This window comes from Flavobacterium fructosi, from assembly GCF_042787335.1.
Taxonomy (GTDB): Bacteria; Bacteroidota; Bacteroidia; order Flavobacteriales; family Flavobacteriaceae; genus Flavobacterium; species Flavobacterium fructosi.
The window spans coordinates 229,604-253,060 of sequence record NZ_JBHZQA010000002.1; the positions used below are offsets into that span (position 1 = coordinate 229,604).

Genomic DNA, 23,457 nt, shown 5'->3' on the forward strand with positions numbered 1-23,457 from the left:
TAGATTTCAGATTTAAAAAAAATGGAAAGAACTTATCACAAACAAGAAATAAATATGACTGCAGCATTGATGACTCGCATCAATGAATTGATTAGTCATTATCCTGAAGACAAAAGAAAATCGGCATTATTGCCTGTTTTACATGAAGTTCAAGATGCTCACGAAAATTGGTTGAGTATTGAATTAATGAATAAAGTAGCCGGAATCCTTTTGATCAAGCCAATTGAGGTTTACGAAGTAGTTTCGTTTTATACGATGTACAACCAAAGACCAGTTGGAAAATACATGTTCGAATTTTGTCAAACGTCTCCGTGTTGTTTGAATGGAGTCGAGGATTTAATGGATTACACCTGTGAGAAATTAGGTGTAAAAGTGGGTGAACCCACTGCGGATGGTTTGTTCGAAGTTAGAGGTGTTGAGTGTTTAGGGGCTTGCGGATACGCTCCGATGATGCAGTTAGGCGATTTTTACAAAGAACATTTGACTGCAGCAAAAATCGATCAATTAATTGCGGATTGCAAAAACGATACAATACTATTACACGATAAATAATATGTCACAAAAAATATTATTAGATAAAATAAATATTCCCGGAATTAAAACCTACGAAGTGTACCGTCAAAACGGGGGTTATGCTTCAGTAGAAAAAGCCATAAAAACATTAACACCGGATGAAGTGGTCGAAGAAGTAAAAACTTCAGGATTGCGTGGTCGTGGTGGAGCAGGATTCCCCGCAGGAATGAAATGGAGTTTTATTGATAAAAAATCAGGAAAACCAAGACATTTAGTTTGTAATGCGGATGAATCAGAACCAGGAACTTTCAAAGACCGGTATTTGATGGAATTTATTCCTCATTTATTGATTGAGGGAATGATTACATCGAGTTATGCTTTGGGTGCAAACCTTTCTTACATCTACATTCGTGGCGAATACATGTGGGTGTATAAAATATTAGAAAGAGCCATTAACGAAGCAAAAGCTGCTGGATTTTTGGGTAAAAATATATTAGGGTCAGGATACGATTTAGAACTTTATGTTCATTGTGGTGCTGGAGCTTATATTTGTGGTGAGGAAACTGCGTTGATTGAATCGTTGGAAGGTAAAAGAGGAAATCCTCGCATAAAGCCACCATTTCCTGCTATTTCAGGACTTTGGGCAAATCCAACGGTTGTAAATAACGTAGAGACGATCGCCGCAGTGCCTTGGATTGTTAATAATTCAGGTGCGGAATATGCCAAAATTGGTATTGGACGTTCTACAGGAACCAAATTGATTTCGGCTTCAGGACATATAAAAAATCCGGGTGTTTACGAAATTGAAATGGGTTTAAGTGTTTATGAATTCATGAATTCTGATGAATATTTAGGCGGAATGAGTTCTGATAGACCTTTAAAAGCTTTTGTACCGGGAGGAAGTTCTGTTCCCGTTTTACCTGCCCATTTAATTTACAAAACTGCCGCTGGCGAAGATCGTTTGATGTCATACGAATCGTTAAGTGACGGTGGATTTGCAACTGGTTCTATGTTAGGATCGGGTGGCTTTATTGTTTATAATGATACTGCTTGCATCGTCCGTAATACTTGGAATTTCTCCCGTTTTTATCACCATGAAAGTTGTGGACAATGTTCCCCTTGTCGGGAAGGAACAGGCTGGATGGAAAAAGTATTGCACCGAATAGAAAATGGTCACGGTCGTGAAGAAGATATCGATTTGCTGTTGAGCATTCAAAGTAAAATTGAAGGAAATACAATTTGTCCATTAGGTGATGCGGCGGCTTGGCCAGTGGCAGCGGCAATTCGTCACTTTAGAGAAGAATTTGAATACCACATTCGTTTCCCGGAAAAAATAAAAAATAGAGACCATTTTGTTGCTGAACCTTTTGAAAAAGTAAAGCATTTAGTTTCTAAAGTAATCGTATAAAGTCAAGAATTTCAGAAAATGAAAGTAACCATAGACGGTCAAAGCATAGAAGTAGAACCAGGAACAACAATCCTGCAGGCAGCACGTATGATAGGTGGAGAGGTAGTTCCGCCGGCAATGTGCTATTATTCTAAACTAAAAGGAAGCGGGGGAAAATGCCGTTGTTGTTTAGTGGAAGTTGCCAAAGGAAGTGAAGCTGATCCAAGACCAATGCCTAAATTAATGGCATCTTGTGTCACCGGTTGTATGGACGGAATGGAAGTGAATAGTAAATCTTCACCGAGAGTAACCGAAGCCAGAAAATCAGTAACAGAGTTTTTATTGATCAATCACCCTTTAGATTGTCCGGTTTGTGACCAGGCAGGAGAGTGTGATCTGCAAAATTTAAGCTTCGAACACGGGAAATCAGAAACTCGTTTTATCGAAGAAAAAAGAACTTTTGAACCCGAAAATATAGGTCCCAATATTCAATTGCACATGAACCGTTGTATTCTATGTTACCGTTGCGTAATGGTGGCGGATCAATTGACTGACGATCGTGTACATGGAGTAATGGACAGAGGAGATCATTCGAATATCTCGACTTGTATCTCAAAAGCGGTTGATAATGAATTTTCTGGAAATATGATTGACGTGTGTCCTGTAGGTGCTTTAACAGACAAAACGTTTCGATTTAAATCTAGAGTTTGGTTCAGTAAGCCTTATAACGCACACAGAAATTGCCCTACTTGCTCCGGAAAAACGACCGTTTGGATGTTTGGTGACGAAATCCAACGTGTTACCGGAAGAAAAGATGAGTACCATGAAGTAGATGAATTTATTTGTAATGGATGTCGTTTTGATCACAAAGAGATTTCAGATTGGACTATTGAAGGACCGAGAGCATTCGAAAAAGATTCGGTTATCAATCAAAATAAATACAACAGAAAATTACAAAAAGTGGAAATCGCTACCGAAGATCATATCCTTTTAGGTAGAGAAGAAGACCGCAAGAAAATAAGCATGGCCGAAATTCCATTGACCGAAGAAGACATTATTAATCAAAAAAGCTTGGGTAATAATGGATAGTACTATTATCATAGAAAAAAGTGTCATTATTGTTGCAGTTTTTGCTTTGACAATGTTGATGGCAATGTATTCCACTTGGGCAGAACGTAAAGTGGCCGCTTGGCTTCAAGATCGTGTTGGACCAAACAGAGCCGGTCCTTTTGGATTGTTTCAACCGCTTGCTGATGGTTTAAAACTATTCTCAAAAGAAGAATTTGAACCTAATACACCAAACAGATTTTTGTTTTTTGTAGGTCCGGCAATTGCAATGAGTACCGCTTTAATGACGAGTGCCGTAATTCCTTGGGGAGACAGGCTGCATTTATTTGGAAGAGATATTTTATTGCAGGCAACTGATTTAAACATTGGATTGTTATACTTTTTTGGAGTTGTTTCAGTGGGTGTTTATGGTATTATGATTGGGGGTTGGGCATCTAATAATAAGTTCTCTCTGATTGGTGCGGTTCGTGCTGCTTCACAAATGGTGTCTTATGAAGTTGCGATGGGGCTTTCGATGATTGCTTTGTTGATGATGACCGGAACGTTGAGTTTAAGAGAGATATCTGAACAGCAAGCAGGAATGAATTGGAATGTGTTTTACCAACCGTTGTCTTTTATTATATTTTTAATTTGTGCTTTTGCAGAATCAAACCGAACTCCTTTTGACTTAGCGGAATGCGAAACAGAACTTATTGGAGGATACCATACGGAATATTCATCGATGAAAATGGGTTTTTATTTATTTGCTGAATATGCGAATATGTTTATTTCCTCTACGATTTTGGCGGTTTTATTCTTTGGAGGCTATAATTATCCTGGAATGAGTTGGGTTGTTGAAAATTGGGGGGTAAATATTGCGAATGTTTTAGGATTTGGCGCTTTGTTTATCAAATTATGTGGATTTATCTTTTTCTATATGTGGGTTCGCTGGACTATTCCAAGATTTAGATACGATCAACTGATGCATTTGGGTTGGAGGATATTAATTCCATTGGCAATCATTAATATCATCATCACCGGAATTGTAATTTTGCGAGTAGAAATTGCTACTTATTTAGGATTTTAATTAGTACCGAAAAAGCCCTAGCCCTGATAGCAGTGGAAATCCTTTATTTGTTTTTCTTTAAAAACAATAAAGATTGAAACGAAGAGCAGGATTAAGCTTCAAATAAAAATAAAAAATGTCAATAGAAAGTATATCCTTATCGGGAAGAAAAAAGCTAGTCTCTAACAAGGAGATGACTTTTTGGGAAAGAATGTATCTTATTGCGATTGTCAAAGGTTTGATAATTACGATTCAGCATTTGTTCACCAGAAAAGTAACGATTCAATATCCGGAGCAGGTACGTGAAAGGAGCCCTGTATATCGTGGTCAGCACATGTTGAAACGCGATGAGGAAGGTCGTGAGAATTGTACGGCTTGTGGTTTGTGTGCGTTATCGTGTCCTGCGGAAGCCATTACGATGAAAGCGGAAGAGCGCAGAGCAGATGAAAAACATTTGTATAGAGAAGAAAAATATGCGTCGATATATGAGATTAATATGTTGCGTTGTATTTTTTGTGGATTGTGTGAGGAGGCTTGTCCGAAAGACGCCATTTACCTGACGACTTCTAAAGTATTGGTTCCTTCGAGTTATGAAAGAGAAGATTTTATCTTTGGAAAAGACAAATTGGTCATGCCGTTGGAAATGGCAATGAAAAACGCTCAACTTAAAAACGCTAACTAATGTCTACGATACTTATAATTTTTTGTGTTTTATCAGCGATAACTTTGTCAACGGCATTTTTGACAATTTTTAGCAGAAATCCAATTCACAGTGCTATTTATTTAGTGATTTGTTTCTTTTCGATTGCAGGTCATTATCTATTATTGAATGCGCAGTTTCTGGCAATTGTTCACATTATTGTGTATTCGGGAGCGATTATGATTTTATTTTTATTCACGATCATGTTGATGAATTTAAATGAGCAAAAAGAAGTTCATAGGCCTAGGATAACAAGATTAGGCGCTATTGTTTCTTTTTGTTTAATATGCGTTGTTCTGATTTTAATTTTTATAAATTCAAAACCAATTGTTGGAGAGTACGTTTCTACAGGAGAAGATTTTCAGTCTATAAAAGTATTAGGTAAAATATTACTAAATGAATATATGGTTCCTTTTGAATTTGCATCGATATTACTTTTGGTTGCTATGATTGGAACGGTGTTATTGTCTAAAAAAGAAAAATTGCAAAAATAAGATGAACAATATTTTAAATCACATTGGTATTGAAAATTATATATTCCTAAGCGTAATACTTTTTTGTATTGGCGTTTTTGGAGTATTGTACAGACGAAATGCCATTATCGTATTTATGTCAATTGAAATTATGCTGAATGCAGTAAATTTATTGTTTGTAGCATTTTCGACTTATCATCAAGATGCGCAAGGACAAGTTTTTGTGTTTTTCTCGATGGCTGTTGCTGCGGCAGAGGTTGCGGTAGGATTGGCAATTCTAGTTTCTATTTTTAGAAATCTAGGCTCAATTACTATTGATAATTTAAAAAACTTAAAAGGATAAATGGAAATGAATACCAATATAGCTTTAGTTTTAGTTCTTACTCCTTTTTTAGGATTTTTAATCAATGTTTTCTTCGGGAAAAGTCTGGGGAAAAGTTTGTCTGGAATAATTGGAACCAGTTCAGTTGTGGTTTCTTTTATTGCTACCGCTTATTTCTTCAATGGAATTTTGTCGCAACCCGAAGGAATCCACATTTCACTTTTTGACTGGATTCAAATCAGTAATTTCAAAGTTGATTTCGGATTTCAATTGGACCAATTGTCAATTTTATGGTTGCTGTTCGTAACCGGGATTGGATCTTTGATTCATTTGTATTCGATCAGTTACATGCACGAAGATGAAAATATGCACAAGTTTTTTGCCTACTTGAATCTGTTTGTATTCTTCATGATCACTTTAGTAATAGGAAGTAACTTATTAGTAATGTTCATTGGGTGGGAAGGCGTAGGTCTTTGTTCGTATTTGTTAATTGGATTTTGGCATAAAAACCAAGATTTTAATGATGCAGCTAAGAAAGCTTTCATCATGAACCGAATTGGGGATTTAGGTTTATTAGTTGGGATTTTTATTCTTGGAAGTTTATTCTCTACGTTAGATTTTGCTACATTAAGAACTGCAATTGCTACGGCTACCAATTTAAATAGCTATTGGATTGGTGTTGCCGCTTTTGCTTTATTTATTGGGGCTTGTGGGAAATCAGCACAAATACCTTTGTATACTTGGTTACCGGACGCGATGGCTGGGCCAACACCGGTTTCGGCGTTGATACATGCTGCGACAATGGTTACGGCAGGTATTTTTATGATAACCAGATTAAATTTTTTGTATAGTCTTGATTTACCAAGTATCAATTTGGTAAATGATATTATAGCAATTGTTGGAGCAGTTACTGCTTTGGTTGCGGCTACAATTGGATTGGTTCAAAATGATATTAAGAAAGTCTTGGCTTATTCCACTGTTTCTCAATTGGGATTAATGTTTTTGGCTTTAGGTTTAGGCGCTTATGAAGTTGCGGTTTTCCACGTAATTACTCATGCTTTCTTCAAAGCTTGTTTGTTCTTGGGTTCAGGTTCTGTAATTCATGCTTTACATGGAGAACAAGACATGCGTAAAATGGGCGGTTTGAAAAAAGCAATGCCGATTACTTTTATCACCATGTTAATTGCTTCATTAGCGATTTCTGGAGTTCCATTATTCTCCGGGTTTTTCTCGAAAGACGAAATCCTATTAGTGGCTTTCCATCACAATATTCCATTATGGGTTGTGGCTTCAGTTGCTTCTATCATGACCGCTTTCTATATGTTCCGTTTAATGTTCTTAACGTTTTTCCAAGAGTTCAGAGGAACAGAAGAGCAAAAGCATCATTTACATGAAAGCCCTTCATTAATCACTTTTCCTTTAATCGTTTTAGCAATTTTTGCAACAATAGGTGGTTTGATTAGCTTGCCAGGAAACAGTTGGTTGAATGAATATTTGACTCCAATTTTACCGAAATTAGCAAGTGCAGAACACCATTTAGGAACTACTGAATATATCTTGATGGCCATTGCTGTTGTGGGTGGATTAGTAGGAATTGGTATTGCTTACGCCAAATACATCAAACAAAATACTGTTCCTACAGAAGATGCTGCCATTACAGGATTTTCTAAAGTGCTTTACAATAAATATTATGTTGATGAATTTTATGACGCTATTTTTGTTAAACCGATTAATTTCTTGTCTCGTTTTTTCAGAGATACTGTGGAAACTGGTTTGTCAGCTTTAGTTTTTGGATTCGGAAAAGTTACCAACGAAATAAGTTACCAAGGAAAGAAAATACAAAATGGAAGCATTGGTCTTTATCTATTGGTTTTCGTATTGGGGCTTTGTGCCATTGTTTCCTATTTATTTTTAGCTCAATAATCTTATACTATGAATGTATCTCTAATATTAATTATACTTTTAATTGGTGCGTTTGCAACTTTCCTTGCAGGCGATAAACTAGCTTCAAAAGTGGCACTGTTCTTTGGTTTGGCTGCTGCAGTCTGTACTATTGTACTATTAAATCACTATAATTTAGGTGAAAACATTAGTTTCCTTAATCAGTGGATTACGAAACCTAATATCTCCTTTGCTTTAAAAGCAGATGGACTTTCCTTAGCAATGCTTTTATTGACAACGGCATTGACTCCTATAATTATTTTTTCTTCTTTTGGTAATACCTATAAAAATGCAAAAGCATTTTATGCATTAATCTTGTTTATGTCCTTTGCAATGGCGGGAACATTCTTAGCATCAGATGGTTTGTTGTATTACATTTTTTGGGAATTGTCTTTGATTCCAATTTACTTCATCGCTTTGATTTGGGGTAATGGAGACGCAGAACTACGCAAAAAAGCGGTAGTTAAATTCTTTATCTACACACTTGCAGGATCATTGTTTATGTTGGTGGCTTTTGTTTATTTGTATCAAAAAGCGGGAAGCTTCCTAATTGAAGATTTATACAAGTTGAATTTATCACCAACGGAACAACTTTGGATATTTTTGTCTTTCTTCTTGGCTTATGCCATCAAAATTCCTTTAATTCCTTTCCACACTTGGCAAGCAAATGTGTACCAAAAAGCACCAACTGTTGGAACCATGCTTTTATCTGGTATCATGCTAAAAATGGGATTGTACAGCGTCATTCGTTGGCAGTTGCCATTGGCACCGCTTGCAGCAAAAGAATATATGTTTATTTTTATTAGTATTGGAATAGCGGGTGTAATTTACGGTTCGATCGTTGCTTTAAGACAAAAAGACCTTAAAAAATTATTAGCGTATTCTTCTTTAGCACACGTTGGTTTAATTGCAGCTGGAACGTATACGTTAACATTAGATGGATTTCGTGGAGCCGTTTTGCAAATGATCGCTCACGGTTTTGTAGTTGTTGGATTGTTTTTTATTGCTGAGATTATTTTAAGAAGATATGAAACCAGAGCAATTGCTGAAATGGGCGGTATTCGTTCACAAACCCCAAAATTCACTTCCATGTTTTTAATCTTGGTTTTGGCTTCTATTGCTTTGCCAACTACCTTTAACTTTATTGGAGAATTCACCGTTTTATACAGTCTTTCACAAATTAATATTTGGTTTGCCATTTTAGGAGGAACAACCATAATTTTGGGTGCTTACTATATGTTGAAAATGTTTCAACGCGCCATGCTAGGGGAGAATAATACAAAAATATTTGCTGATGTAACTTTTAATGAAGGAATAACGCTGGTGATAATAATTGCCGTTTTATTCTTTTTTGGAATGTATCCAAAACCAATTATAGATTTGATTACACCAAGTCTTCAAGAAATTTTAACTCAAATTAATAGAATTAACTAGTCAAATAAAACAATGAATACATTAATAGCTATAATAGGATTAGGTGTTTTATGCCTTTTATTTGAAATTTTTAATTTAAGAAAAGCCATTGTGCCTATAACAATCATGGGATTATTAGGTGTTCTGGGCCTAACCATATCGGAGTTTAATTCTACAGAAAGTTACTACAACAATATGATTGCTGTAAGTAAATTTTCAACTACATTTTCTTGTTTGTTTATTGTACTTACTATTTTCTTGGTGGCTTTGGGACATAATTTTTACGAAAATCACCAATCAAAAATATCCGATTTTATTGCTATAAAAGTATTCTTATTGGCAGGAGCGGTTGCGATGGTATCTTTTGGAAACTTGGCGATGTTCTTTTTAGGAATCGAAGTATTATCAATATCACTATACATTCTTGCGGCAAGTGACCGTATGAATTTAAAAAGTAACGAAGCGGGAATGAAGTATTTCCTAATGGGATCTTTTGCTTCTGGAATTATTTTGTTTGGGATCTGTTTAATTTATGGAGCAATGGGAAGTTTTGATGTTTCCGAAATCAGTGCTTTATCGCAATCTGCCGAATTGCCAATTTGGTTCCCAATTGGTATTATATTGGTTACAATTGGGATGTTATTCAAAGTGGCTGCTGTTCCTTTCCATTTTTGGGCACCAGACGTTTACGAAGGTTCTCCTGCGTTGACAACAGCATTGATGAGCACTCTAGCAAAAGTAGTTGCGATGGCGACTTTATACAAATTACTATTCGTTATGAATGCTGATATTTCTATAGCATTCAAAATGGTTGTAGTTGTCATTTCTATGGCGTCTATGACGGTAGGAAATATTATGGCGTTGAGACAAACGAATGTCAAACGTATGCTTGCTTTTTCTGGAGTTTCTCATGCTGGTTTTATGTTGATGACTTTATTGAGTTTGTCAACTTCAGCAGGAAGCTTGTTGTACTATGCGTCTGCTTATTCTTTTTCTGGTATCGCTGCTTTTAGTGTTATTTTATACGTTTGTAAAAATAGAAATAACGAAGACATTACGAATTTCCATGGTCTAGGAAAAACCAATCCTTTGTTAGCGGCTATTCTTACTGCGGCTTTGCTTTCTATGGCTGGTATTCCAATTTTCGCGGGATTCTTTGCCAAATTGGTTTTGTTTAACCAAACGATTCAGGCGGGTTATTTAGCATTAGTGATTGTTGCAGTTGTCAACTCAATTATAAGCGTTGGTTACTATTTCAAATTGATTTTAGCGATGTATACTAAAGAATCTAACGAAGAAAGAAAGGGAAAACCATTCTTAGTTTATGCGGTAGCAGTTGTTGCTATTGTTTTGAATTTGGTTTTAGGTTTGTTTCCTTCCTTAGTTTTGGATTTATTGGCATAAACCAAAGCTTTAAAAATATAAAGAGAACCATCAAGAGAAATTTTGGTGGCTTTTTTTTGCTTCAGTGGAAAAGCGGAATTTATTCTAGTAAGTTTTTATATTATATTTACTTTGGTAAAGGTTCCGTAAAAATGCGACACATCTAAAATAAATTAAAAATGATTGATAAAAACAGGAATTTAGAAACTATTCGTTGGGGTATTGTGGGATGTGGAAATGTTACCGAGGTGAAAAGTGGTCCTGCCTATCAGAAAACAGTAGGGTTTCAGCTCACAGCAGTAATGAGAAGAGACGTTGAAAAGGCTGCGGATTATGCTAGGAGACATGGAATTGCTAAATACTACACCGATGCAGATACCCTAATCAATGATCCCGAAATTGATGCGGTTTACATCGCAACTCCGCCGGATACTCATAAATATTACGGACTAAAAGTTGCCTTGGCCGGAAAACCGTGCTGTATCGAAAAACCGTTAGCGCCAAATTATAAAGATAGTCTGGAGATTGTTGAAGCATTTGCAGCTAAAAATATTCCTTTGTTTGTTGCTTATTACAGGCGGTCGCTTCCTCGTTTCAAACAGATAAAAACATGGCTTGGTACCGATGAAATTGGTGAAGTGCGACATGTAAGATGGCATTTAAGTGCACCTGCAACCCCGGAAGATTTGTCCGGAAACTATAACTGGCGTACCGATGCGGATATCGCCACAGGAGGTTATTTTGATGATTTAGCCAGTCATGGATTGGATTTATTGATTCATATGTTAGGAGATATAAAAGAAGTTTCCGGCATTAGTCTTAACCAGCAGGGATTGTATTCCGCCAAAGATGCTGCAACCGCTTGTTGGTTACATGAGTCAGGAATTACGGGAACAGGCAGCTGGAATTTTGGTTGTTATGAGCGGGAAGATACCGTAGAAATATTTGGTAGTAAAGGTAAAATAGCATTCTCTGTATTTAATGATGAACCGATAGTTCTTTCGAACAAACAAGGAAAAACAGAACTTTTTATTGCGCATCCAGAAAACATCCAACTCTATCATGTGCAGCAAATTCGGGAACATCTTTTGGGTAATAGCGTTCACACTTCTACTGGTTTAACAGGAGCTCATACCGGTTGGGTTATGGACAAAATTATTGGAAATATTTAGAGAAATTAAAAAAGGTTTAGGTTTTTATGGTTTAGAAAAGTTTATAGTTCGAAATCGATATTTACTATAATGGTATATATAATAAAATACTAAAACCCAAAAAGCTCAAAACTGAATTGATTAATTTTGCACCATAGAATCAATTGTAAATTGCAATTACTAAATAATGGAAGATGGAAAATAAATTAAAAGTGCAAATCTGGTCGGATATTATGTGTCCGTTTTGTTATATAGGAAAAAGAAGAATAGAAGAAGCTTTGCAAAATTTCGAATATAAAGAAAATGTCGAGATTGAGTGGAAAAGTTATCAACTGGATGCGAGTTTTGTCGCTTCACCGGAGGATAATATGGTAGAACATCTGGCAGAAAAATATAGAAAGGACAGTGATTGGGCTCAAAACATGCTCGATAACATGACTGAAAATGCAAAAGCAGCAGGATTGGACTTTCATTTTGAAAAGGCGGTTCTTGCTAATTCTTTTAATGCACATCGACTGTTGCATTTAGCTAAAAAGTATAATCTGGCGAATGATTTAGAAGAACTTTTGTTCAAAGCCTATTTAACCGAAGGAAAGAATATTAATGATCTCGATACATTGAGCAAATTGGGAATTGAAGTAGGACTGGATGCTGAAGCTATTGCTCAGGTGTTGAATTCTGATACTTATGGTGCCGAAGTGCAGCAAGACCAGGAAGAGGCAAATGCTATTGGTGTTCAAGGTGTTCCTTTTTTTGTTTTAGATAATAAATATGCAATTTCCGGAGCGCAACCTGCTACTGCTTTTTTAGAAACTTTAGAAAAAGTATGGCAAGAAGGAAAATTTGAATCCAAAGTTACTTTATTGAATACAACAACCGCTAACAGTTGTGATATCAATGGTTGTGACTAAATTTAAGGTAAAGGTTTATCTTCAAACAAAAACCCCATTGATACGAATATCAACGGGGTTTTTTAACTAACCATTTAAACCTAACTAACGTCTTTTATCAATTCTGATATCTACACTTCCTACTACTTTAGTTTCTTCTTTTTGGGCTTTTGCCCCACCATTTTTAAAGTAGTACTGATTTTGAACGTTTGAATTTTGATTGTTTTCCTGATCATCATCGCAGTCGTCGTTATCATTGTTATTTTGGTTACCACCATAATTAGGTTCGTAATTGCCATCATTATTTTCATAAGCGCGACTTCCTTTTACACTTCCAACCATATCAATAATTTGACCACGACGGTTGTAGATAATCTGCAATCCACCTACTTGTTCCAATGCATAGCGATTGTACGTCATGTAAACGGAACCAACTCTTTTAATTCTATCATTCGCATCATAGTTGATAAATACGTTTCCAATACGTCTCACACGTCCAAAATTATCGTGTTCCACTTTTACACCGTAATTTTCATTTCTAAAATTCGACGGAGCACCGTACGTTCTATTTACCGCACTAGTCCTTGCAGCTTTATAATACATATCGCGGCCGCCAGTTGATGGGCGTGTATTGAAATCAAATTGTCCGTCAGGAAACACGAAGAACTCAACTCCTCTTTCTGTGAACACAATTGGTTCTGCATTTCTAAAATCAACAGGCGATCTTCTCTCATGAGAAAAACTATTTTTCTCTGTTGCATTTGCTACACCACCTCCAATAAGGAAGATACTAGCTACTAAAAACGTAATTTTTTTCATAATATATGTTATTTGTGTTTTGCCTACTCTTGAGCTTTTCGGCTTTCGCTTTTTTACTTATTTGATTAGGGATATTCAAGTAGCGTGCCAAAGTTTTGAATCACGTTTCTGTGTTACTGTGCAAAGGGTTGGTTTTTATTGTTTAATGTGTTTTAAATCATCTGTTTGCAATTTTAAGAATGGATGATAAAATTATTTAGGAAAGTATATTTACTTTTTTTCAAAGGTAATTCCTATTATGCTTTAATGTTTTTTTTGTTTTTACAAGAATCAAGAACTTGGAAAAAAGTAGAAATACTTACACTAATATCTATTTTGCAGTAGTTAAGTTTTTGTTGTCGGTAAGTAAATTCCAAAATAGTTTCTAGAAAGTATAAAATAAGTTGGCTGTTTTAGAATAAAAACAAAAAAAACCTGTCCAAATTAATGAACAGGTTCTAAATTCTAAAATTTAATATTTTTTAGATTGTATGTTTTGGATTAAATCCATCTTCACTCAATTCCTTATGGTCGTAATCGGCTACCATTTCAGCTTCGTAATCGGTTTTTTCTCCTTTTGTGAATTTGTAAATTAATTTCTCCATGATTTCATAAATCACAGGAACAATAATCAATGTTAGGAATAATGAACTGATTAATCCGCCGATAATTACCCATGCCAAACCATTTTTCCATTCAGCACCAGCACCAGATGCTAATGCAATTGGGAACATACCAAATACCATCGCAATCGTGGTCATCAAAATTGGACGAAGACGTGCGTGATTAGCTTGAATTAGTGCTGTTCTTATAGTTTCACCCGCAGCTCTTCGCTGATTGGTATAATCTACCAACATAATTGCATTTTTACAAACCAGACCAATCAACATAATTACCCCAAGAATCGTAAATATATTCAACGTATTGTTGGTCAAAGCCAAAGCTAATAACGCTCCGATAAACGAAAGCGGAATAGCAAATAATACTACAAATGGGTGAGCAAAACTATCATACAATCCAACCATTACCAGATAAACCAAAATAATCGCTGCTAATAAAGCAAAACCTAACGTTCCAAAACCTTCACTTTGATTTTCCTGATCACCACCCCAGATGTAATTTACACCTACAGGTTTTTTCATTTTAGTTAATCTTGATTCAAGTTCTGCAACAACGGTTCCCACCGGTACACCTACAGTTTGTCCTTTTACGGTGACAGATGCTGTTTTGTCTCTTCTTTCTAATTGGCTTGGCCCGGAACCTTCTTTTACGGTTGCAAATTGTGACAACTTAATTTGTTCTCCTCTTTCATTTATAAAAAGAAGATTACTTACATCATCTATGCTTTTTCTGTCGAAACTGCTGTATTTAATATTAATGTCATATTCATATTCTCCAGCTCTAAATTTTCCGTCTGTATTTCCGCTATAGGCCGTTTGCATGGTTAAACCTACGGTTTGTAAGGACAAACCAAGGGCAGCCATTTTATCTCTGTCAACCTGAACATTAATTTCAGGATTTCCGGATTCTACCGATAATTTCACACCAGTTGATCCAGGAATTTTATTCAATTCAGCTTCTGCTGCCTTCGCAAAAATCATAGCGTTGTCTAAACTGGAACCGGTAACAATTAAGGCTATTGGGGCATCCTCTGCCGTTCCTAAAATACCTACCGGAGTCGTTGTTACTTTGGCTCCAACCAATATTTTTTCTAATTGGCGTTTCATTTTTGCGGCATAAACAGATGCATCGTCCGATCTGTCTTTTTGATCAATCATTTTCACATCAATCTCTGCTTTGTATGCAGTCGCTTGAGACGAACCCATACCTTCACTGGTTTGACCAACTTTAGTAATCAAACTTTTGATGTATTCTTGCGTATTCAAATAGGCTTCTGCTTTTTGAGTCATGAAGTTACTTTGTTCTAAGGAAGCATCTTTAGGCAATTCTATTTGAACTAAAAACTCCCCACTATCGGAATGGGCAAAAAACTCCCCACCAATAAACCCTGCAGGAACAAGCGCAACAGATCCAAAAAACAGTACCAAAACAACTAATAGCGTTGTTTTATAATGGTTCAGACACCATTCTAATAAACCTGAAATCCAGTTGGTAAAACGGGTTAATTGTTTTTCGAATCCAAGGATTACTCTTCCAAAAACATTTTTACCTTCAATATGTTCTAGTTTTCCAAAACGGGAAGACAACCAAGGGATTATGGTGAAAGAAGCTAATAAGGAGAATAATGTTGAAATAATTACGGTAACACAAAACTGGGTAATAATATTTGAAACTAGTCCGGTACTCATTGCAATTGGTAAAAATACCACAACAATTACTAGGGTGATCGAGGTTACCGTCCCACCAATTTCTGCAGTTCCTTCGTACGCAGCACGAACACGGTTTTTACCCATTTCCATATGCCTGTAAATATTCTCCAAAACTACAATCGCATCATCCACAAGAATACCTACAACCAGTGATAGCCCTAGCAAACTCATTAAATTCAGCGTATATCCAAGGTAGTAAAACCCAATAAAAGTTGAGATTAAAGACGCTGGAATAGAAACCATTACAATCAATGAGTTTCTAACACTGTGCAAGAAAAACAACATTACAAATGCCACAAGAAATACCGCAATCAATAAATCATGAATTACAGAATCAGCGGCTTCCAATGTGAAAACTGTGCTGTCATTAGCAACATTCAGTTTTACGTCATTGGCTTTATAATCATTTTCTAATTTTGTTATGGTTTTTAGTACTTGTTCACTAACCGCAACAGCATTAGCATCTGATTGTTTAACAATTTGTAAAATGATGGCGCTTTTTCTATCAATACGAGCTATTTTCTCCGCTGTTTTTTGAGCATCCTGAACATCGGCAATATCTGCTAAACGAACTTGGATTCCATTTTTTGATGATACAATTAAGTTTTTTAATTCTTCAACATTTTTGTATTTTCCGGCTAAACGAATCAGGATTTTTTGTTCCCTTGTCTGAATGTTTCCTGTTGGGAAATCCAGATTTGAAGACAAGATTACCTGTTGCACTTGCGGAACAGAAAGTCCGTAACCCTGCATTTTAACTGCATCAAGACTGACTTGAATTTCTCTTTCTTGTCCGCCAATGATGTTTACCTGAGCCACACCTGTCACACGGGATAACACAGGAGCAATTTTTTTGTCGATCAAGTCATAAAATTCGACTTCATCCATTTTTCCATTGGCACCAATAGTCATAATAGGTAAATCACTCAATGAGAATTTACTTAACGAAGGTGTCTTTGCATTATCGGGTAAATCACTAATTATGGCATTTATTTTTCGTTGTGCATCGTTCAACGAAATATCTACTTTGGCTTTTGTGTTTAAAGTAATCGATACGGTTGATAAACTTTCGTAGGAGCGAGAGTCAATTTTTTTGATGTTTTCCAATGATGCTACGGCATCTTCCACTTTTTTAGTCACCGTATTTTCAACCTCACTTGGCGAAGCTCCTGGATAAATGGTAGCAATTGTAATTACGTTTTGTTCAAATTTCGGAATCAATTCATAGCCTAATTGACTGTAACTGAATAGTCCACCAAGGATTAGAATCGTGAATAACACGATTACTAATGAAGGACGTTTTATGGATATTTCTGCTAATTTCATATGTTTGTTTTTTAGGTCTTAAAGTTTAAGCTGTAAAGTCTTGGTGTTTCTACTTTTGACTTTGCGACTTTTGACTTTATGACTTTCGACTATTTTATAATATCCACTTTAGATCCGTCTTGAAGGTTGATTTGACCCGTTGTAATTACCGTTTCTCCATCAGAAAGTCCATTTATAATTTCTACTTTATCACCAAGGATTCTTCCGGCCGCAACAGTTTTTAGTTTAGCCACACCGTTTTCTGCAACAAAAATTTGGTTACTGCTAACACTTCCTACAAATGCATTTCTTGGAACAATCATCAACGTTTGTTTTTGTTGGTTGGATGCAAATTCAGCTGTTCCATACATTCCCGCTTTTAAATCATTGGAAGAATTATTAGCAATTTCTATTTCTACGGGGAAGTTTAAACTTGTATCTGCTTTTGGAGCGATGAAAGTAATTTTCCCTGAAAATTTTGTATCAGGATAAACGCTGGCGCTAACTTGCACAATGTTGCCTAATTTCAAACTGGCCACTTGACTTTCGTTAACAGTAACTTTCAGTTTTAATTTTGAAACATTAACGATGTCAAACATTTGTGTTGCAGCTCCAAGAACGGAACCTGGTTCAATATATCTTTTATTTACAATTCCACTAATGGTAGCTTTGATATTGGTATCTCCAATATTAACTTTAGCTTGTTGCAATCTGGATTGTGATGTTACTAAACCTAACTTGGCTTGATCTAATTGCTGTTTTGTAACTCCGCCGGTTTTATACGCATTCTCAAAACGACTGTAATCTGCTTGTGCATTTTGGTATGAAGCTTGTGCAGTCTGTAAGTCAGATGAAATTTGCTCACTTCTAATAATTGCTAAAGTTTGTCCAATTCTCACATTGTCTCCTTCTTTTACAAGAACACGTACCACTCTGCCTGGTTTCTCTGCAGAAAATTTTAATTCCTGTAAAGGTTCAAAATTACCGTTAGCAGAAAAATCTAGGGAAACGTCTTCGTTCTTAACAGTTGCAACTTTAACAGAAACGCTGGCATTTTTCTCCGCTACAATAGCAGTTTTTGCTTCGTTTTCCTTTTTATTATTCATTAAAGTGTAAGAAATAATTGCTAAGGCGGCTACGATTAATCCTATCGTTATTATATTTTTTTTCATTTTGTTAGTTGTTTATTAATGTTCTTAATTCTCCTTTTGATTTGATCAATTGAATTTCTGCCAGTTTGTAATCTAATATCGCAGATGTGTAGTTATTTTGTGCCTCGGTTAATGAATTTTCAGCATCCAATAAATCAGTTAAAGAAGCTAATCCTTGTATGTAGTTATTTCTTGTGTTACTCAAAACATCCTGAGCTAATTGCGCATTTGTTTTTTGGTTTTCAATGGTAATGATGCTGTTGTTTATTTGAATTTTTGCATTTTCGTAAGCTAGATCAAGTCCTAATTTAGTGTCGTTTAAATCCTCTTTAATTGATCTTAAATTAATGTCCGCCTGTCTCACTTTCGCACGAGTTGCGAATCCGGAAAAAATAGGCACTTTTAAATTCAAACCAATAGAAGAGAAATCAGACCAATAAACGCCCTCAGCTGGTTTTGCTCCCCAAGGTATTTTTGGACCCTGACCGATATAGTTATAACCTGCAGATAGATTGAGCGCTGGGTAATAGGCTGCTTGGTCCGCTTTCTTTTGAAAAGTTAATAGTTGTTCTTGTTTTTTCAAAAGTAAATACTCCGTTCTGTTTTCTGTATTCGGGGTTTCAGATAGTGCCTGCGGGGTAACTTGAAACTCTGTTTGAGGAATGATTATTTTCGTTTCAATTGGCATTCCAATATAAAATTTCAAGGCGTTTTCCTGTAGTTGAACTGCGTTCAAAACTTGCTGACGTTGTGTATTGATATTTGATATTTTTACTAAAATCCTGTCTAAATCAATTTTTTTAGCCAATCCATTATCAAATTGCCCTTTAATTATGTTTTTTACTTTGTTGGTGTTAACATAATTATTGTCCAAAACATTTAATTTTTGTCTTTGAACATAAACTTGGTAGTAGTTGTTAGCGATTCTCTCTATTACCTGCTCTTCCGTTAATTGATTATTTATTTGGTAAAATTCTCTGGTGGATTTTGCCGCTTTTAAACCTGTAAAAACGGATTGGTCAAAAAGGGCTTGAGTCAATGACAAACCAGCTGTAGAACTCCATTTTTGTCCAAAAGTAGCTTTAATGGTTTGCCCTTTTTCACCACCGAAGGAACCGGCATCAAGAAATGTAGTTTGAAGGATAGGATTGTACGTTAATCCTCCATTAGCAGAAATTTGGGGCAATGCTCTAGAACGAACCTCTTGGATTTGATATTCACTATTTTCCACTTTTAGTTTTGCTTTTTTTGCATCTGCTTTGTTTTCTAAAGCATAAGTAATCGCATCTTTTAGTGTCAGCGATTTTGCTTCTTGTGATTTCGCCGTAATGGCAAAAATCAAGAATGTGATTACGATTAGTTTCTTCATTGTATAGTATAGTTTAGTAAATGTTTTTCAAGTTCAAGTAATCCTTTTGGTGTTGCCATTGCTCGCGTATGATATTCTAATATTTCAAGTTCTATTTTTTGCCCTTCTTTTTCAGAAACAATATTTGCTTTTATGTTAAATACTAGCTGATAATAAAATTGGATATAATTATCAATATTGATGTTTTCTCGATATAGACCCTGTTGTATTCCTTTTTTTATATTTTGTTCAAAAACTGAATTGCATTCATCGATTTCTCTCAACATTACCTTTTCATATATTTCTGGGTAATGTTTTTTCAATTGGTAGATGGGGGAGGTGTCAGATGATTTAAACATTTCTTTAAACATCTTCCTGATCTCAAAATTTTCCTCAATTGCGTTGTGATCTTTTTTAATGATGGTGTCAATAATTTCATGAATTTCTTTATGAATTGCTGCTGTACTTTCTTCAATAAGTATTTCTTTATTACAGAAATACTTGTAAATTGTTTTTTTAGATATGCACATTTCTCCTGCAATATCATCCATGGTGATGCTCTTAAAACCTAGTTTTAAAAACATGTCGCTTGCTTTTGATATAATTTTATCTTTCATTTTTTTGTGCTGACCCTTAGTGTTGGGATGTTTCAGTTTTTTAATTTATTTCAAATTCAGTATTTGAATGGTCAAATTAGAGTGTAAATTTAATAAGGAAACTTTAGAAACTAAAATAGTTTCCTAAATATTCACATGAATTTAACATTTAAGTAAACTTGTTTTTTAGGCAGTGAATTCTAAATTGGCAATTAATTTGATGTCTTGTCCTATTGCTAAGCCTCCAGTTTGTGCAAAAGAATTATACTTTAAGCCAAAATCTTTGCGATTTATTTTTCCTATAATTTCAAAAGCTGCCTTTTCAATGCCATTGGTAGTATTGATTCCAATGAATTCTGCGTCTAATTCAATTACTTTAGTAATATTTTTGATCGTTAGATTTCCTTTCAAAAAGTTAATATTCTTATTTACTTTCTGAAAAGAAGTCGATTTAAAGCTAATAACAGGATATTCAGTGGTGTCAAATAAATCGTTCAGTCTTAAGTGCGTATCTATTTGTTCTAGTTTTGTATCTGTATAGTTTATATCTAAAGCAAATTCAATCGAAGCATCTTCAAGTTCGTTATCTTGAATATCTACGTGACCTTCGAATTTATTTATTGTGCCATCCAAATAAGCAATTATGGAGTGTCTATTTTTGATCATAACATCTGATTGGCTTGAATCAATTGTCCATTTTGTTTTCATAATAATTGGAAAGGTTATTTTGTGTAATTGAAATTTTGAAATTTTGTGTGCAAAGGTAATACGGAAACTTTGAATACCAAAGAAGTTTCCATTGTATTTTTGTTTATTTAACATTTCCTTAAGGAACGCAGTTTGTAATCTATTATGAATACTGTAAATTAGCCAAAAATTAATTTTTATGCATAGCATTTATCAGTATCAGGAGTTCATTTCAGAATATTTGCAATCACAATATGAAATCAAAGAGCCTAAACATCTATATGAACCCATTCATTATATATTAGATTTAGGGGGGAAAAGAATACGTCCTGTACTTACGTTGATGACGGCTGAAATTTTTGATACTGACTATAAAAAAGCATTACCTGCAGCATTAGCTGTTGAAGTTTTTCATAATTTTTCATTGGTTCATGACGATATTATGGATGATGCTCCCTTGCGAAGAGGACAGGCAACTGTTCATGAAAAATGGAATATAAATACCGGGATTTTATCTGGTGACGCTATGCTGATTTTAGCCTACCAGTATTTTGAAAAATATCAACCAAAAATATTCCGGAAACTAGCCAAATTGTTTAGTAAAACAGCGCTTCAGGTTTGCGAAGGACAGCAATGGGATGTAGATTTTGAAACTCGTATAGATGTTACAATTCCGGATTACCTGAAAATGATCGAATACAAAACAGCAGTTTTAGTGGCTGCAGCGATGAAAATGGGAGCGATTATTGCTAAAACTTCCAAAGAAAATGCGAATTTAATTTATGATTTCGGATTAAATTTAGGACTTGCTTTTCAATTGCAAGATGATTATTTAGACGCTTTTGGTGATCCTGAAACCTTTGGTAAACAAGTTGGAGGTGATATTATTGAAAACAAAAAAACCTATTTGTATTTAAAAGCTTTAGCGTTTTCGGAAAAAAAAGAAGCACAGCAATTAACGAGTTTATTTGCTAAGCAACTGCATCACAATTCAGATAAAATTAGTTCCGTAAAAGAAATATTTAATAATTCAGGCGCTTCAAAAGCTACTCAGGATGCCATTCAGGAATTTACGTTTAAGGCATTTGAAATAATAGAGAAAATGAATATTGACGATGATAAAAAATCAATATTGAGAAATTTTGGGGAAAATTTAATGGGGCGAAAAGTATAGTTTTTTAATTGTTGATGATTACTTCTGATTAAATTGTATTCTAAAATCAAAACAAACAAGGCTACCAAATCTAAAATCTCAATTCGTTAATCTAAAATCTAAAATAAAATGTTCGTAGCGCCACAAAATATCGATTTGCTTATTTCAGAAGCTGAAAAAGAAGCCTTGTATCTTAAGTTAATTGAACAAATGAATAAGGATTTTAATCTAGCTAATGAAGCAATTGATTTTCCTATGAGCATTTCTCCTGCTGAGTTGAAACTGCAATTACACGAAAAGATTTATAGACTCATACAGTATAAATTTACCGAATATCTTAATCTGCTATACATCATTGATGTTTCTGAAGAACAAATAAAACAACTGGACGGATCAGATTTAGTAATTCTTGCCGAAAAAGTATCTTTTTTAATTCTAAAAAGAGAATGGCAAAAAGTGTGGTTTAGGAATAAATATTAGACTCATTTTATATCGATACATCTGAAAATTATTAATAAACACCTGGGAAGGTGTTTATTATACTAAACGAAAACGGAAAAGATTTGTGTTAATCTTTTTCGTTTTTGAATATGATGAAGTTTTCTTATTCTTTAATAATTTTAAAACTTGAAAATCCTTTATTTGAGATGAAAAACTAACTTTGAATATAATTTTTTAAATGTAAATCATGCTGCTAAAAACAGACTTTTTGAGTTTGTATTTTAATTTATTCATTTAATTCTGTTACTTAATATCTACAAAAATGGAATTTACTCGTGAATCTTTAGTCCCATCGGTTAAATTAGTAGCTGTCCCATTTTTCCAATATTTTGCAACAACGTAGCTATTCTTATTCTCATAGCCTGAAACATATATATCATTTTGTGAAATAGAAATAGAAGTGGTAAATGCATCATTGCTACCATCACTTAAAGGTATCGAAATGCCATTTTTCCAATATTTTGCTATATTGTTTGTGGCGCCAAAACGTTCATAACCTGAAATATACACGTTATTTTCCGACACAAAAATAGAACTACTATAGTTATTTTTGCCTATTAAAGTCGTGGCGACTCCATTTTTCCAATATTTAGCACCGTCAGATCCATAACCTGAAACATATATGTCATAACCTGAAACATAAAGATTAGTTGCTTCAGCACCATTACTTAAATATATAGGTGTACCATTTTTCCAATACTTAGCGACCCGAGAACCATTACTAGATTCCCAGCCCGTAACATATACATCTGTACCTACGATAAATATACCAGTGGATTCTTCGTGTTTACTTCCATCCGTTAAGTTAACCGAAACACCATTCTTCCAATATTTTGCAATAGCAGTATTGTTTATGTTATTATACTCGGTACCGCCAACATACACATCATCAGATACAATGCAAATAGAATTTGTTAAAACACCTTTACTTCCATTACTTAATATGTTTTCTACTCCATTTTTCCAATATTTTGCAACGGCATTTAAATTATTATATTCATAACCAGCAGCATATACATCGTTACCTGAAATGTAGATTGATGTCAATTCTGCATCATTGCTCCCGTGAGTTAAATCAACAGGAATGCCATTTTTCCAGTACTTAGCAACGTTATGAGTGCCATTATACTCATAACCTGCAGCATAAACATTCGTGGAAAGTTGATTTTCAACGACATCATTTTTACTACATGATAAAAATAAGATTGATATAACAAGTATAAATGCTAATGCTTTAAAATTAATTTTTTTCATAATTCTTTTAGGGTATAAATATTTTTTTTGGATTTTTTCGAAAAAAAA

21 protein-coding genes are annotated in these 23,457 nt (G+C 34.7%); 14 read left to right on the forward strand and 7 right to left on the reverse strand.

Annotation, left to right across the window (positions count from 1 at the left end):
* The first annotated feature begins 21 nt into the window (after positions 1-21).
* The 12 genes from ACFX5D_RS03880 (at position 22) to ACFX5D_RS03935 (ending at position 12,307) form a co-directional block, all read left to right on the forward strand.
* Positions 22-552 carry a complex I 24 kDa subunit family protein gene (locus ACFX5D_RS03880; RefSeq protein WP_379856942.1) on the forward strand — a complete coding sequence of 177 codons (531 nt, stop codon included), beginning with the start codon at positions 22-24 and terminating at the stop codon, positions 550-552.
* Position 553: 1 nt separating this feature from the next.
* Positions 554-1,921 (forward strand): NADH-quinone oxidoreductase subunit NuoF, encoded by a 1,368-nt coding sequence (gene nuoF, locus ACFX5D_RS03885; protein WP_379856943.1) that lies wholly within the window; start codon positions 554-556, stop codon positions 1,919-1,921.
* A gap of 18 nt (positions 1,922-1,939) precedes the next feature.
* Positions 1,940-2,989 carry an NADH-quinone oxidoreductase subunit G gene (locus tag ACFX5D_RS03890; RefSeq protein WP_379856944.1) on the forward strand — a complete coding sequence of 350 codons (1,050 nt, stop codon included), beginning with the start codon at positions 1,940-1,942 and terminating at the stop codon, positions 2,987-2,989.
* A complete protein-coding gene (gene nuoH / locus ACFX5D_RS03895) occupies positions 2,982-4,034 on the forward strand; it encodes an NADH-quinone oxidoreductase subunit NuoH (protein WP_379856945.1) in 1,053 nt (350 codons plus the stop codon). Before ACFX5D_RS03890 ends, nuoH begins: the two co-directional genes overlap by 8 nt.
* Positions 4,035-4,149: 115 nt before the next feature.
* Positions 4,150-4,695, forward strand: coding sequence for a NuoI/complex I 23 kDa subunit family protein (locus ACFX5D_RS03900; protein ID WP_379851657.1), 546 nt, complete (start codon positions 4,150-4,152; stop codon positions 4,693-4,695).
* Positions 4,695-5,207, forward strand: a complete 513-nt coding sequence (locus ACFX5D_RS03905) for an NADH-quinone oxidoreductase subunit J family protein (protein WP_379851656.1) — start codon at positions 4,695-4,697, stop codon at positions 5,205-5,207. Before ACFX5D_RS03900 ends, ACFX5D_RS03905 begins: the two co-directional genes overlap by 1 nt.
* Position 5,208: 1 nt before the next feature.
* Positions 5,209-5,529 (forward strand): NADH-quinone oxidoreductase subunit NuoK, encoded by a 321-nt coding sequence (gene nuoK / locus ACFX5D_RS03910; RefSeq protein ID WP_066079401.1) that lies wholly within the window; start codon positions 5,209-5,211, stop codon positions 5,527-5,529.
* 6 nt (positions 5,530-5,535) lie between these two features.
* Positions 5,536-7,431, forward strand: a complete 1,896-nt coding sequence (nuoL, locus tag ACFX5D_RS03915) for an NADH-quinone oxidoreductase subunit L (protein WP_379856946.1) — start codon at positions 5,536-5,538, stop codon at positions 7,429-7,431.
* A gap of 9 nt (positions 7,432-7,440) precedes the next feature.
* A complete protein-coding gene (locus ACFX5D_RS03920; protein WP_379856947.1) occupies positions 7,441-8,883 on the forward strand; it encodes a complex I subunit 4 family protein in 1,443 nt (480 codons plus the stop codon).
* Between the two features lie 12 nt (positions 8,884-8,895).
* Entirely contained in the window at positions 8,896-10,266 is a 1,371-nt protein-coding gene (locus ACFX5D_RS03925) for an NADH-quinone oxidoreductase subunit N (RefSeq protein WP_379856948.1), read from the forward strand.
* A gap of 158 nt (positions 10,267-10,424) precedes the next feature.
* The gene (locus tag ACFX5D_RS03930; RefSeq protein WP_379856949.1) at positions 10,425-11,417 is read left to right on the forward strand and encodes a Gfo/Idh/MocA family protein; all 993 of its coding nucleotides are present in this window, start codon (positions 10,425-10,427) and stop codon (positions 11,415-11,417) included.
* Between the two features lie 173 nt (positions 11,418-11,590).
* A complete protein-coding gene (locus ACFX5D_RS03935) occupies positions 11,591-12,307 on the forward strand; it encodes a DsbA family oxidoreductase (RefSeq protein WP_379856950.1) in 717 nt (238 codons plus the stop codon).
* Between the two features lie 84 nt (positions 12,308-12,391).
* Here the strand turns inward: ACFX5D_RS03935 and ACFX5D_RS03940 are convergent, their stop codons facing one another.
* From ACFX5D_RS03940 to ACFX5D_RS03965, 6 genes are all read right to left on the reverse strand, one after another.
* Positions 12,392-13,105 carry a hypothetical protein gene (locus ACFX5D_RS03940; protein WP_379856951.1) on the reverse strand — a complete coding sequence of 238 codons (714 nt, stop codon included), beginning with the start codon at positions 13,103-13,105 and terminating at the stop codon, positions 12,392-12,394.
* Positions 13,106-13,566: 461 nt separating this feature from the next.
* The gene (locus ACFX5D_RS03945) at positions 13,567-16,740 is read right to left on the reverse strand and encodes an efflux RND transporter permease subunit (protein WP_379856952.1); all 3,174 of its coding nucleotides are present in this window, start codon (positions 16,738-16,740) and stop codon (positions 13,567-13,569) included.
* A gap of 89 nt (positions 16,741-16,829) precedes the next feature.
* Positions 16,830-17,891: an efflux RND transporter periplasmic adaptor subunit gene (locus ACFX5D_RS03950; RefSeq protein WP_379856953.1), complete on the reverse strand. Its 1,062-nt coding sequence runs from the start codon at positions 17,889-17,891 to the stop codon at positions 16,830-16,832.
* A 4-nt stretch (positions 17,892-17,895) separates the two neighbouring features.
* Positions 17,896-19,239, reverse strand: coding sequence for a TolC family protein (locus ACFX5D_RS03955; protein WP_379856954.1), 1,344 nt, complete (start codon positions 19,237-19,239; stop codon positions 17,896-17,898).
* A complete protein-coding gene (locus ACFX5D_RS03960; RefSeq protein WP_379856955.1) occupies positions 19,236-19,835 on the reverse strand; it encodes a TetR/AcrR family transcriptional regulator in 600 nt (199 codons plus the stop codon). The genes ACFX5D_RS03955 and ACFX5D_RS03960 overlap by 4 nt, the downstream gene beginning before the upstream one ends.
* A gap of 165 nt (positions 19,836-20,000) precedes the next feature.
* The gene (locus tag ACFX5D_RS03965; protein ID WP_379856956.1) at positions 20,001-20,522 is read right to left on the reverse strand and encodes a YceI family protein; all 522 of its coding nucleotides are present in this window, start codon (positions 20,520-20,522) and stop codon (positions 20,001-20,003) included.
* Positions 20,523-20,700: 178 nt separating this feature from the next.
* On the opposite strand from ACFX5D_RS03965, the gene ACFX5D_RS03970 reads away from it, so the two are divergent.
* Both ACFX5D_RS03970 and ACFX5D_RS03975 read left to right on the forward strand, forming a co-directional pair.
* Positions 20,701-21,675: a polyprenyl synthetase family protein gene (locus ACFX5D_RS03970; protein ID WP_379856957.1), complete on the forward strand. Its 975-nt coding sequence runs from the start codon at positions 20,701-20,703 to the stop codon at positions 21,673-21,675.
* 108 nt (positions 21,676-21,783) lie between these two features.
* Entirely contained in the window at positions 21,784-22,134 is a 351-nt protein-coding gene (locus ACFX5D_RS03975; RefSeq protein ID WP_379856958.1) for a hypothetical protein, read from the forward strand.
* 264 nt (positions 22,135-22,398) lie between these two features.
* On the opposite strand, the gene ACFX5D_RS03980 is transcribed toward ACFX5D_RS03975, so the two are convergent.
* Positions 22,399-23,409, reverse strand: coding sequence for a hypothetical protein (locus ACFX5D_RS03980; RefSeq protein WP_379856959.1), 1,011 nt, complete (start codon positions 23,407-23,409; stop codon positions 22,399-22,401).
* Positions 23,410-23,457: the final 48 nt, after the last annotated feature.